Genomic DNA, 12,474 nt, shown 5'->3' on the forward strand with positions numbered 1-12,474 from the left:
AGTGCGACTCAACGACCTCGACGAACGCATCGTCCACGCCCTCGCGGAGGACGCCCGCCGAAGCTACGCCGACATCGGCTCGCTCGTCGGTCTCTCCGCCCCCGCCGTGAAGCGGCGCGTGGACCGGCTCCGGGCCGAGGGCGCCATCACCGGCTTCACCGTACGGGTGGACCCGGCGGCGCTCGGCTGGGAGACGGAGGGCTTCGTCGAGATCTTCTGCCGCCACAACACCTCGCCGGACGACATCCGGCGAGGCCTGGAGCGGTATCCGGAGGTGGTGGCCGCGTCGACCGTCACGGGCGACGCGGACGCCGTCGTACAGGTCTTCGCCTCCGACATGCGCCACTTCGAGCGCGTCCTGGAGCGGATCGCGGGCGAGCCCTTCGTGGAGCGCACCAAGTCCGTCCTGGTGCTCTCGCCGCTGCTGCGGCGCTTCTCCTCGGGCTCGCCCGCCTGACACGGGCCCCCGCCGGTACGGGGGCTCCCGCGGCGCCACGCCGAAGCCGCCTGTCCCCGCCCGCACCGCCCCGAACGAGGGCGGGTCCCGGCAGGGCGGTTCACGGCGGGCAGGCCGGACGTCCCCGCTCCTCCACCGGGCCCCCGCGGGGGCGTGGCCCGTGCAGACGATCCGGGGGTGCGCCGCCGGTCGCGGAGCGCGTACGGCCCCGGTCCCCTCGCCGCGCAACGAATCGCCGCTCAGGTCGCACATCGCGCAACGGTTCGACGGTCGGTCCGCAACGGTCCCGTCTTGTCCGGGCCGAGCCCGGAACCGTACCGTTTTGGACGTCTCCCGGAGACGCCCCTCCCTCCCCTCCGCTCCCACGAGGACTCACCATGCCCGCGTTGCGCACCGCCCTGCTCCAGAGCTCCGGCCGGCTCGGCGACGTGAGTGCCAATCTGCGGATCCTCGACGAGGCCGCCGGCCGGGCCGCGGCCGCCGGGGCGGGACTGCTGCTCGCACCCGAGCTCTTCCTCACCGGCTACGCCATCGGCGCCGACATCGCCCGCCTGGCCGAGCCCGCGGACGGCCCCTCCGCCCGCGCGGCCGCCGGGATCGCCGCCCGCCACGGCCTGGCCGTCGGCTACGGCTACCCGGAGCGCGACACCGAGCGGCACGGCGTGATCTACAACGCGGCGCGGCTCTTCGGCGCCGACGGCGCCCCGCTCGCGCACTACCGCAAGACCCACCTCTTCGGCGACTTCGAGCTGAAGTGGTTCACCCCCGGCGACGAACCGCTCGTCCAGGCGCGCCTCGGCGACCTCACCGTCGGCCTGATGATCTGCTATGACGTCGAGTTCCCCGAGAACGTCCGGGCACAGGCCCTGGCCGGCACCGACCTCCTCCTGGTGCCGACCGCGCTCATGCACCCCGCCGAGATCGTCCCGGAGTCGGTGGTGCCGGTGCGGGCCTTCGAGAACCAGCTCTACATCGCGTACGCCAACCGCGCCGGGGCCGAGGGCGACTTCGAGTTCGTCGGCCTCTCGGCGCTCGCCGGTCCCGACGGCACCGCCCGGGCCCGCGCCGGCCGGGGCGAGGAGCTGGTCCTCGGCGACGTCGACCCCGACCTCCTGGCGGCCTCCCGCGCGGAGAACCCGTACCTCCGCGACCGCAGGCCGGGCCTCTACGGCTCCCTCGTCTGAGCCGCCCCCGCCCCCGCCCCCTCCGCTTCCCGCCCCACCCCCGTGCAAGGAGTCCGTACCCCATGACGTCCACCGTGCCCAACGCCGTCGAGCACGCCGACGAGCAGCAGCCGCCGATCACCATGTTCGGCCCGGACTTCCCGTACGCCTACGACGACTTCCTGGCCCACCCGGCCGGTCTCGGCCAGATACCCGCCACCGAGCACGGTGCGGAGGTCGCGGTCGTCGGCGGCGGCCTCTCCGGCGTCATCGCCGCGTACGAGCTGATGAAGATGGGCCTCAAGCCCGTCGTCTACGAGGCCGACCAGATCGGCGGCCGGCTGCGCACGGTGGGCTTCGAGGGCCCGGAGACCGAGGGGCTGACGGCGGAGATGGGCGCCATGCGCTTCCCGCCCTCCTCCACCGCCCTCCAGCACTACATCGACCTGGTCGGCCTGGAGACCACGCCGTTCCCGAACCCGCTGGCCGAGGCCACCCCGTCGACCGTCGTCGACCTCAAGGGCGAGTCGCACTACGCGGAGACCGTCGACGACCTGCCGCAGGTCTACCGCGACGTCGCCGCCGCCTGGAACAAGTGCCTCGACGAGGGCGCCGACTTCTCCGACATGAACCGGGCGATGCGCGAGCGCGACGTCCCGCGCATCCGCGAGATCTGGGCGAAGCTCGTCGAGAAGCTCGACAACCAGACCTTCTACGGCTTCCTCTGCGAGTCCGAGGCCTTCAAGTCCTTCCGGCACCGTGAGATCTTCGGCCAGGTCGGCTTCGGCACCGGCGGCTGGGACACCGACTTCCCCAACTCCATCCTGGAGATCCTCCGGGTCGTCTACACCGAGGCCGACGACCACCACCGCGGCATCGTCGGCGGCTCCCAGCAGCTGCCGCTGCGCCTGTGGGAGCGCGAGCCGGAGAAGATCGTCCACTGGGCGCAGGGCACCTCGCTGGCCTCGCTGCACGAGGGCGGGCAGCCGAAGCCGGCCGTCACCCGGCTGAACCGCACGGCGGGCAACCGGATCACCGTCACCGACGCCTCCGGCGACATCCGCACCTACCAGGCGGCGATCTTCACCGCCCAGTCGTGGATGCTGCTCTCCAAGATCGCCTGCGACGACTCGCTCTTCCCGATCGACCACTGGACGGCGATCGAGCGCACCCACTACATGGAGAGCTCGAAGCTGTTCGTCCCGGTGGACCGGCCGTTCTGGCTGGACAAGGACGAGGAGACCGGCCGGGACGTCATGTCGATGACGCTGACCGACCGGATGACCCGCGGCACGTACCTCCTGGACGACGGCCCGGACAGGCCCGCCACCATCTGCCTCTCGTACACGTGGTGCGACGACAGCCTGAAGTGGCTGCCGCTCTCCGCGAACGAGCGGATGGAGGTCATGCTGAAGTCGCTCGGCGAGATCTACCCGAAGGTCGACATCCGGAAGCACATCATCGGCAACCCGGTGACGGTCTCCTGGGAGAACGAGCCCTACTTCATGGGCGCCTTCAAGGCCAACCTGCCGGGCCACTACCGCTACCAGCGGCGTCTGTTCACCCACTTCATGCAGGACCGCCTCCCCGAGGACAAGCGCGGCATCTTCCTCGCCGGTGACGACATCTCGTGGACGGCCGGCTGGGCCGAGGGCGCGGTGCAGACGGCGCTCAACGCGGTGTGGGGCGTGATGCACCACTTCGGCGGCGAGACCGACGGCACCAACCCGGGCCCCGGCGACGTCTACGAGGAGATCGCCCCGGTCGAGCTGCCGGAGGACTGAGTCCGTACGGAGGTCAGGGCCTGGCCAGGGGCGTGAGCAGCATCCGCCCCACCAGGCCCACCGAGCGGTCGAGCCGCTCGGTGAACTCGCCCGCGAGACCGGGCAGCGCCCGCAGCTGCCACAGCGAGCGGGCGGCCAGCCAGGCCCCGTCGCGGGCCCGGTCCAGGCTCCAGCAGCCGAGCAGATGGGTCAGCGGGTCCGCGATCTCCAGGAGGTCAGGGCCCGGCATCAGTTCCTCGCGGATCCGCTCCTCCAGGAGGACGAGGACGTCGCCGACCCGGTCGAACTCGTCCTCCAGGTCTCCGGGCCCGCACTCCAGCGCGTGGCAGGCGTCGACCACGGCGAGGGCCAGGTCGTGCCCGACGTGGGCGTTGATCCCGGCGAGCGCGAACTGGAGCGGGGTCACGCCGGGGTGCCGGCGGTAGTGGAAGAGCGGCCGCCAGCAGGCCGGGCCCGGGGTGCCGGCCGCGTGGGCGTCGACGGCGGCGAGGTACCGCTCGGCGAAGCGCACGTCCAGGGTGGCCGCCGCCCGCCGGTCCTCGAAGGCGCCGGCCGCGATGGCGTGGCCGATCTCCTCGGTGACGGTCAGGTACACCCGGTTGAAGACCGCGACCCCGTCGGCCGGGTGCCAGGCCGACCGCAGCGACCGCATCCGGTCCACCACGGGGTCGACCGCCACGAACTGCCCGATCCGCTCTTCCGTCCACTGGGTCTGCGCCATGGGGGCAGACTTCCAGCAGCCGGGCCCGGGCGGGAGGCCCTGGGGCCCGGCTTCGCCGGAACGGGCGAATACCTCAGTTCTTCGCCGTGTCGCCGGAGTCCTTCTCGTACGAGCTGGTGCCCGAGTCCAGCAGCGGCTCCTGCTCGGCGGGGGAGGCCTTCAGGTGCGCCGGGGCGAAGGCGCGCAGCACGTGGTAGCCGGTGATGACGACGATGGTGCCGAGCGCGATGCCGCCGAGCTCGAAGGTGTCGGTGAAGGTCAGCTTCACGCCGCCGACGCCGATGATGATGCCGGCGGCGGCCGGGACCAGGTTGAGCGGGTTGCGCAGGTCGACTCCGGCGTTGATCCAGATCTGGGCGCCGAGCAGGCCGATCATGCCGTAGAGGATGACGGTGATGCCGCCGAGGACGCCGCCGGGGATGGCGGCGACGACGGCGCCGAACTTGGGGCAGAGGCCGAAGAGCAGCGCGAAACCGGCGGCGGCCCAGTAGGCGGCCGTGGAGTAGACGCGGGTGGCGGCCATGACGCCGATGTTCTCGGAGTACGTGGTGTTCGGCGGGCCGCCCACGGCGGTGGACAGCACGGAGGCGGCGCCGTCGGCCGCGATCGCGGTGCCCAGCTTGTCGTCGAGGTTGTCGCCGGTCATCTCGCCGACCGCCTTGACGTGGCCGGCGTTCTCGGCGATCAGGGCGATGACGACGGGGAGCGCGACGAGGATCGCGGACCACTCGAAGCTGGGGCCGTGGAAGGAGGGCAGGCCGATCCAGTCGGCCTGGCCCACGCCGGAGAGGTCGAGCCGCCAGTGGTCCTCGACCTTGCCGGCGGGGGACATCGAGTGGATCTTGCCGAAGACCAGGTCGAGGACCCAGGAGAGGGCGTAGCCGAAGACCAGGCCGAGGAAGATCGCGATCCGGGACCAGAAGCCGCGCAGGCAGACCACGGCCAGACCGGTGAAGAGCATCACCAGGAGCGCCGTCCACTGGTCCTGCGGCCAGTAGGTGGAGGCGGTCACCGGGGCCAGGTTGAAGCCGATCAGCATGACGACGGCGCCGGTCACGATCGGCGGCATCGCCGCGTGGATGATCCGGGCGCCGAACCTCCGCACCGCGAGACCGGCGAGGAAGAGCACCGCGCCGACGACGAGGACGGCGCCGGTGACGGTGGCGCTGCTGCCGCCGGAGGCCCGGATCGCGGCGGCCACGCCGACGAAGGAGAGCGAGCAGCCGAGGTACGAGGGGACCGTGCCCCGCGTCGCGAGCAGGAAGACGACCGTGGCGATGCCGGACATCATGATCGCAAGGTTCGGGTCGAGGCCCATCAGCACCGGGGCGACGAAGCTCGCGCCGAACATGGCGACCACGTGCTGTGCCCCGAGCCCGGCGGTACGGGGCCAGGACAGCCGCTCGTCGGGGCGGACGACGGCCCCGGGGGCGGGCGTTCTCCCGTCCCCGTGCAGGGTCCAGCGCACGCCGAGGTTCATGAGGTCGCTCCCGTTCTCCGGTTCCGGCGGCCGGGTGGGACCGCCGTGGCAGGGCCGTAAAAGATCAGCCACATGGTATGCGCCGGAACCGGGCCGGGAAGGGGGTGCGACCGCGGCCCCGGTGCGGTCAGCCGACCGGGCCCGCGCTCTTCGCCGCGTCGGTGCCGACGGGGGCCGCGGCCGTCGCCCGCGGGGCGGTCCGCAGCACGTGCGCACCGATGACCAGACCGAAGGCGAGCGCGGTGACCAGGCCGAACGAGAAGACCAGCGAGGTGGCGTCGGCGATGCCGCCGATCGCCGAGGGGGCGATCAGACCGGAGGTGTAGGTGATGGTGGCGACGCCCGCGATGGCCTGGCTGGGGTTGGGGCCGCTGCGCCCGGCGGCGGCGAAGGCGAGCGGGACCACGACCGCGACCCCGAGGCCGATCAGCCCGAATCCGGCCATCGCGACGGCAGCGTGCGGGGCGGTCACGACCATCACCCCGCCCAGGGTGGCGGCCACGCCCCCGACCCGCACGGTGCGGACCGCGCCGAAGCGGTCCACGACCCGGTCGCCGGCCAGCCGGGCCACGGCCATGGTGAGGGCGAAGGCGGTGGTGGAGGCGGCGGCCAGGCCGGCCGACCCGCCCAGCTCGTCGCGGAGGTAGACGGCCGACCAGTCGAGGCTGGCGCCCTCGGCGAAGACCGCGCAGAAGCCGATCGCACCGATCACCAGGGCGGACTTCGGCGGCAGCGCGAAGCGCGGCGGGGCCTCCTCCTCCTCGGCGGGCGCCGGGTCCAGCACGCCCTGGCAGAAGGCGAGGCCGAGCGCGGTCAGGACGAGCGCGGCGATCACGTGGTGGAGGCGGGCGTCCGTGCCCGTGTGGGCGGCGACGGTGCCGGCGGCCGAGCCGATCAGGGCGCCCACGCTCCACATGCCGTGGAGGCTGGACATGATCGAGCGGCCCAGCCGGGTCTCGGTCTCGACGCCGAGCGCGTTCATCGCCACGTCGGACATGCCGGCCGTGGCGCCGTACACGAAGAGGACCGCGCACAGGCCCCAGACGTTCGGGGCGAGCGCGGGCAGGGTGAGCGAGAGCGTCCACAGCGCGAGCAGGCCGCGCAGCGCGGTGCGGGCGCCGAAGCGGTGGCTGATCCGGCCCGCCAGCGGCATCGCGAGCGAGGCGCCGAGGGCGGGGAAGGCGAGCGCGAGGCCGAGCTGGCCGGCGCTGACCCCCGCGTGCTCCTGGATCCAGGGGATCCGGGTGGCGAAGCTTCCCGTCACGGCGCCGTGGACGCAGAAGACGGCGGCGACGGCGAAGCGGGCCCGCCGGAGCCGTTCGGAGCTGAGGACGGTCTCCGCCGCCATGAGGTCCTCCCCGGGACACGTTCCGATCCGATGACGGGTCGTAAACTATCAGGAACCCTGCCTGATAAATAGTGGTCCGGAGAGAAGACGGCGGGGAAGCGTCTGAGAGGATCACCGCATGGCCGCATCCCCGAGCACCGCCCGGGCCATCAACGACCGGCTCGCCCTGCGCCTGCTCCAGGACGAGGGCCCGTTGACGGCAGCCCAGCTCAAGACCCTCACCGGGCTCTCCCGGCCCACCGTCGCCGACCTCGTCGAACGGCTCAGCGGCTCGGGACTCGTGCACGTCGTCGGCGAGGCCGGCGCGGAGCGCCGCGGCCCCAACGCCAAGCTGTACGGGCTCGTCGCCGACCGCGCCCACCTCGCCGCGCTCGACGTCCGCACCCGCTCCGTCACCGTCACCGTCACCGACCTGCTCGGCACCCCGCTCGCCGGGGCGACCGCCCCGGTCGGCGCGGACACCGGCACCGCCCCCGCCGTCGAGAAGGCGGTCACCCTCCTGGAGCACACCGCGAAGGAGGCGGGCGTCGAGCGGCTGCACTCCGTCGCCGTCGGCGCCCCCGGCCTCATCGACCCCGACACCGGCGAGCTCCGTGACTCCACCGGGCTGCCCGCCTGGCACCGGCGGCTCGTCGGCGTCCTCCAGGAGCGCCTCCCCGCCCACGTGCTGGTCGAGAACGAGACCAACCTCGCCGCCGTCGCCGAACTGCGCGAGGGCGCGGCCCGGGGCCGCGAGGACTTCGTCCTGCTCTGGCTCGGCCAGGGGGTGGGCGCCGCCGTCGTCCTCGGCGGACGGCTGCGCCGGGGCGCCTCCGGCGGGGCCGGCGAGATCGGCTTCCTGCCCGTGCCCGGCACCTCCGGGCTGCCCTCGGCCACCGGCTGCGAGGGCGGCTTCCACGCGCTGGTGAACACCGTCGCCGTCGCCGCCCTCGCCGCCGAGCACGGTCTCGCCCCGGCCGGCGCCCTCGCCTCCGGGCACGGGCCCTTCCTCGACGCCCTCGCCCGCCGGCTCGCGGTCGGCGCGGCGGCCGTCGCCGCCGTCCTGGACCCGGGCTGCGTGGTCCTCGCCGGCGAGACCGGCCACCGGGGCGGGCCGGAGCTGGCCGCCCGCGTCGAGGCCGAACTCGCCGCGCTCTCGCCGCTGCGCACCGAGGTGCGCGCCACGACGCTGGGCGACGAGGCGGTGCTGCGCGGGGCGCTGCTGAGGGCCCGGGACGCGGCGCAGGAGGCGCTCTTCCCGTGAGACCGGGGCGCGGCCGGTGAGACGGCGGTGCGCCCGGCGGGACGGCGGTGGGTCCCGCGAGATCCGGGGCGCGGCCGGTGAGGCCGTGGCCCGCCCCGTGAGACCCCGGTGCGGACCGCGGGAGCCCGGTGCGGGCCGTGGGGGATCCCGGCGCGGTCCCGGGGAGACGCGACCGCGCCGCGCCCCGGACAGGGGGGCGCGGCGCGGAAGGATGCGGCCCGGCGGCGGCCAAGGGCCGTGAGACCGCCGCCGGGGGTATTTCAGGGGCGGTGCGTCAGCAGGCGCCGAGGTCCTGCCAGACGCCCCACTCGCCGGTCGTGCCCGGCGCCTCGTTCTGGGTCCACCACTTGGCCTTGTACTTGCGGCCGTTGTGGGAGACCTCGTTGCCCGCGTTGTAGACCTGGCCGGCCACGTACGCCGGGGCGGCGCAGCCGGTGGGCGGCGTCGTCGGCGGGGTGGTCGGGGGCGTGGTCGGCGGGGTCGTCGGCGGCGTGGTGGGCGGCGTGGTCGGCGGGGTGGTGCCCGTGCCGGGCTCCACGACCGTCGTGCCGCGCCCCAGGTCGCCGGCGAGGGCGTACGTGGTGCCGCTGATGTTCACCGTCCAGTTGGTGGGGGTGGACACCGGCAGGTAGTAGTTGAAGGCCAGGTCGATCGTCGCGCCCGGGGCGAGGGACTGCCAGGCCGGGAGCTTCAGCGAGACCCGGTGGAAGTCGCCCTTCAGGCCGCCCACGTTGGAGCCGGTGTGGTCGCTGCTGATGACCTTGGTGCCGAAGCCGGACTGGTCCGAGGCGTTGGCCGGGGCCGAGGTGCCGTAGTCGAACTGGAACTCCGTGCCGCCGGGCAGCGTGGTGTTCGTCCGGTTGGTGATCTTGACCTTCGGGGTGAGCGGGTAGTTCGAGTCGCCCAGCTTGAACTCGGTGAAGGCGGTCTCGATGTTCACGGCCTGGGCCGGCAGCGCCTTGTTGGACTTCTTGGCGCCGTACGGGGTGGCGGCCTTGAACTTGTCGTACATCAGCGAGGTGAGCGTGTCGCCCATCTCGTACTGGCCCTTGGCGGCGTTCCAGTCGTAGTCGCCGGCCATCTCCCAGACCATGGTGCCGCCGATGCCGCGGTCGACCACGTAGTCGGCCTTGGCGGCCACGGACTGCTCGTCCTCGGTGGAGAGGAAGACCTTCTTCTCGGCGTTCCACAGCCACGGCGCGACCAGGGTCGAGTCGTACTTGCGGGCGTAGGTGCCGGTCAGCGTGGTGTTCGCCGGGAAGCCGTACTGGGTGACGTAGTCGCCGACGATCCCCTTCTCGAGGTTCTTGGCGTGCCACATCGGGTTGGAGCCGGCCGGCGCCTCCTTGCCCGCGTCGTCCTTGTCGTGCCACAGGTTGTCGATGCCGGAGGCGCCGTCACCGCACTTGGTCAGGCCGGAGCCCACCGGGCAGGTGGCCGCGGTGGCCTTGCCCCACAGGCCGTCGGTGCCGCCCTGCACGTTCTTGTGCCCGCGGGTGTAGAAGGGCAGGCCGATGTTGATGCGGCCGGCCGGCATGGAGCCGCGGAAGTAGTGGTAGGCCCAGTCGGTGTTGAGGTAGCCGATGTTGCCGTACTGCGAGGAGCCGTAGACGTTGGCGGCGGCGAGCTCGCCGTCCTTGCCGTCGTCGAAGAGCGAGGCGTTCGGACCGACGTACTCGTTCCAGGCGCCGTGCAGGTCGTACGACATGATGTTGACGTAGTCCAGGTACTTCTGCATCTGGTACGTCTCCATGCCGCGCAGGAGGTAGCCGGAGGAGGGGGCGGCGACGGTCAGCATGTAGTGCTTGCCGTCGGCGGCGCCGGCCGTGTCCAGCTTCTCGCGGAGGGACTTCATGAGGGCGTCGTAGCTCTTGACCAGGCCCGCGCGGCGGCCGTTGGCGAACGACCAGTCGAGCGGGTTGCCCGCGTCCTTCATGGTCGTCGCGTACTCGTAGTCGATGTCGACGCCGTTGAACCCGTACTTGCGGATGAAGTCGACGGCCGAGGTGGCGAAGGTGTCGATGCCGGCCTGGTTGACCGAGCCGTCGGCGTTGGTCGTCATCGAGTAGAAGCCGCCGGAGTTCACCCGGGCGCCGTTGTCCGCGAAGTAGCCGCCGGTCTCGGCCCAGCCGCCGACGGAGATCAGCGTCTTCACGTCGGGGTGCTGCTTCTTGAACTTGTTCAGCAGGTTGAAGTGGCCCTTGTACGCGTAGGCCGGGTCCATCTCGGCGCCGGCCACTCCGGGCCAGGTCATGCCGGTGGAGGCGTTGTTCGGGCCGTCCGTCCCGACGGAGAGCTTGTTGGCGCCGTCGACGTGGGCGAAGGCGTAGTTGATGTGGGTGATCTTGTCCCACGGGATGTTGTTGGCGAGGAAGGCGGGCTGGCCGTTCTTCCCGGTCCGCCAGCTCGTGAAGTAGCCGATGACGCGGCGCTGGTGGTCGGCGCCCATCTTCTCGCGGCCCTCGGTGTCGTAGACCGAGCAGTACGGCACGTCGACGCCGGGCGTCTTGTACAGGCCGTCGGGGCGACAGGACTCGTTGTCGGCGGCGTACGAGACGCCTCCGGCGAGCGAGCTGAGCAGCAGGCCGGCGACGGCGGCACCGGACGCGAGCAGCGACGCTCTCTTGGTCGTGGGGGACAGCACGATCTGGTCCTCCTCAGGGAGGTCAAAGAAACACGCAACGAACAAGGGGGTGGTACGTGTTGGGCCCGGGGTGTGCGCACACCGGCGGGCCGTTCCTCGGAGGTGACACGGACATTAAGAGGACTAGACCAGTGCGTCAATAGGTCTGGACCAACAGGAAATTCCGTGGGATCGTGTGAGCCATCGCACAGAGGTCGTGTGCATGCCCGTTGACAGGGCGTGGCACACTGGCCCTGTATCAGCAGCAGCGCACTCCGGGGTCGGTGTAATTCCGAACCGGCGGTATAGTCCGCGACCCGTCCGCAAGCCAGCGGCCGGTTGACCAGGTGAGATTCCTGGACCGACGGTGAAAGTCCGGATGGGAGGCAGTGCGCGGCGGGCGACCCCTGACAGGGGTGTGCCGGCCGTACGTCCGCTGGTGGCCGCGTTCCGCGTCGGCCCACCCGGGGACCTCCGGCCGTACCGGCACACCCTCTGCGCAGCCGTCGTACCCGCTCTCTGTCGTCATCGACAGGCCCCGGAGTCCGTGCCCGAAGAGGCAGGAGGACCCGGTGGACCGGCAGACCGACATCACCGCCGTGCGGCGCGCCGTGGCGCTCGCCGCCCGCGGCCCCGGTGCCCCCCTTCCCGTCCCCGCCGCGGGCCGCGTCGTCACCGACGCCTCCGGCCCCCACCCGGCGGTACGCCGTGCCGTCGGCACCAAGGCCGCCGCCGCGGGGCCCGGCGCCCGCGTCCCGGACGGTGCCGCGCCCACCCCGATCTCCGCCGGGGACGCCGAGACCGCGCCGCCGGAGGCCGTACGGCCCCGCGGGCCCGCGACCGGCGGCCCCTCCGCCCCCGCCCTCCAGGGCGCGGACCCCACCGCCCCGGTCCTCCCGGGCGCGGGTCCCACCGCCCCGGCCGGCGCCGGAATCACCCTCCCCGCCGACGCGTTGCGCCTCGACGCCGGCGAGACCGCGCCCATCGGACCCGACCCTCGCACCACCGCCGTCCCGACCCCCAAGGGAGCCTGACCGTGTTCACCGGAATCGTCGAAGAGCTGGGCGAGGTCGTCGCCGTCGAGCAGCTGCAGGACGCCTCGCGCTTCCGCCTCCGCGGCCCCCTGGTCACCGAGGGCGCCCGCCACGGCGACTCGATCGCCGTCAACGGCGTCTGTCTGACAGTGGTCGAGACCGGTGACGGCGAGTTCACCGCCGACGTCATGGCCGAGACGCTCCTGAGGTCCTCCCTCGGAGCCCTGGAGCCCGGCTCCCGGGTCAACCTGGAGCGCCCCATGGCCGTCGGCGGCCGGCTCGGCGGCCACATCGTCCAGGGCCACGTGGACGGCACCGGCACGATCCTGGAGCGGACCCCGTCCGAGCACTGGGAGATCGTCAAGGTCGGCCTCCCCGCGCAGCTCGCCCGCTACGTCGTCGAGAAGGGCTCGATCACGGTCGACGGCGTCAGCCTCACCGTGGTCCGGGTCGGCGACGACTGGTTCACCATCAGCCTCATCCCCACCACGCTCGCCCTGACCACGCTGGGCCACAAGGAGCCCGGCGCCCCGGTCAACCTCGAGGTGGACGTCATCGCCAAGTACGTCGAGCGGCTGCTCGGCCCGAACGCACGGGAGAACGTCAAGTGAACTGGCTCAA

Annotated in this window: 10 protein-coding genes and 1 riboswitch; of the genes, 6 read left to right on the forward strand and 4 right to left on the reverse strand. The window is 72.7% G+C overall.

Features of this window, described 5'->3' with window-relative positions:
• The first annotated feature begins 1 nt into the window (after position 1).
• The 3 genes from IE287_RS31745 (at position 2) to IE287_RS31755 (ending at position 3,404) form a co-directional block, all read left to right on the forward strand.
• The gene (locus IE287_RS31745) at positions 2-457 is read left to right on the forward strand and encodes an Lrp/AsnC family transcriptional regulator (protein ID WP_189852696.1); all 456 of its coding nucleotides are present in this window, start codon (positions 2-4) and stop codon (positions 455-457) included.
• A gap of 377 nt (positions 458-834) precedes the next feature.
• The gene (locus IE287_RS31750) at positions 835-1,641 is read left to right on the forward strand and encodes a carbon-nitrogen hydrolase family protein (RefSeq protein WP_189852697.1); all 807 of its coding nucleotides are present in this window, start codon (positions 835-837) and stop codon (positions 1,639-1,641) included.
• Between the two features lie 62 nt (positions 1,642-1,703).
• Entirely contained in the window at positions 1,704-3,404 is a 1,701-nt protein-coding gene (locus IE287_RS31755; RefSeq protein WP_189852698.1) for a flavin monoamine oxidase family protein, read from the forward strand.
• Between the two features lie 13 nt (positions 3,405-3,417).
• Here the strand turns inward: IE287_RS31755 and IE287_RS31760 are convergent, their stop codons facing one another.
• The 3 genes from IE287_RS31760 to IE287_RS31770 all read right to left on the reverse strand — a co-directional run bounded on the left by IE287_RS31760 (position 3,418) and on the right by IE287_RS31770 (position 6,953).
• The gene (locus IE287_RS31760) at positions 3,418-4,125 is read right to left on the reverse strand and encodes a DUF5995 family protein (protein ID WP_189852699.1); all 708 of its coding nucleotides are present in this window, start codon (positions 4,123-4,125) and stop codon (positions 3,418-3,420) included.
• A gap of 73 nt (positions 4,126-4,198) precedes the next feature.
• Entirely contained in the window at positions 4,199-5,605 is a 1,407-nt protein-coding gene (locus IE287_RS31765) for a uracil-xanthine permease family protein (RefSeq protein ID WP_189852700.1), read from the reverse strand.
• A 127-nt stretch (positions 5,606-5,732) separates the two neighbouring features.
• Positions 5,733-6,953, reverse strand: a complete 1,221-nt coding sequence (locus IE287_RS31770) for an MFS transporter (protein WP_189852701.1) — start codon at positions 6,951-6,953, stop codon at positions 5,733-5,735.
• Positions 6,954-7,071: 118 nt separating this feature from the next.
• On the opposite strand from IE287_RS31770, the gene IE287_RS31775 reads away from it, so the two are divergent.
• Positions 7,072-8,196, forward strand: a complete 1,125-nt coding sequence (locus IE287_RS31775) for an ROK family transcriptional regulator (protein WP_189852702.1) — start codon at positions 7,072-7,074, stop codon at positions 8,194-8,196.
• 274 nt (positions 8,197-8,470) lie between these two features.
• On the opposite strand, the gene IE287_RS31780 is transcribed toward IE287_RS31775, so the two are convergent.
• A complete protein-coding gene (locus IE287_RS31780; RefSeq protein WP_189852703.1) occupies positions 8,471-10,840 on the reverse strand; it encodes a chitinase C-terminal domain-containing protein in 2,370 nt (789 codons plus the stop codon).
• 245 nt (positions 10,841-11,085) lie between these two features.
• Positions 11,086-11,216: riboswitch (FMN riboswitch) on the forward strand.
• A 175-nt stretch (positions 11,217-11,391) separates the two neighbouring features.
• On the opposite strand from IE287_RS31780, the gene IE287_RS31785 reads away from it, so the two are divergent.
• Together IE287_RS31785 and IE287_RS31790 are read left to right on the forward strand one after the other, a co-directional pair.
• On the forward strand, positions 11,392-11,853 hold the full coding sequence (locus tag IE287_RS31785) for a hypothetical protein (protein ID WP_229883868.1): 462 nt from the start codon (positions 11,392-11,394) through the stop codon (positions 11,851-11,853).
• Between the two features lie 2 nt (positions 11,854-11,855).
• Complete coding sequence (locus IE287_RS31790) at positions 11,856-12,464, forward strand: riboflavin synthase (protein WP_189852705.1); 609 nt, start codon at positions 11,856-11,858, stop codon at positions 12,462-12,464.
• Positions 12,465-12,474 lie beyond the last annotated feature (10 nt).

It is taken from the genome of Streptomyces omiyaensis (assembly GCF_014650895.1).
Lineage (GTDB): Bacteria > Actinomycetota > Actinomycetes > Streptomycetales > Streptomycetaceae > Streptomyces > Streptomyces omiyaensis.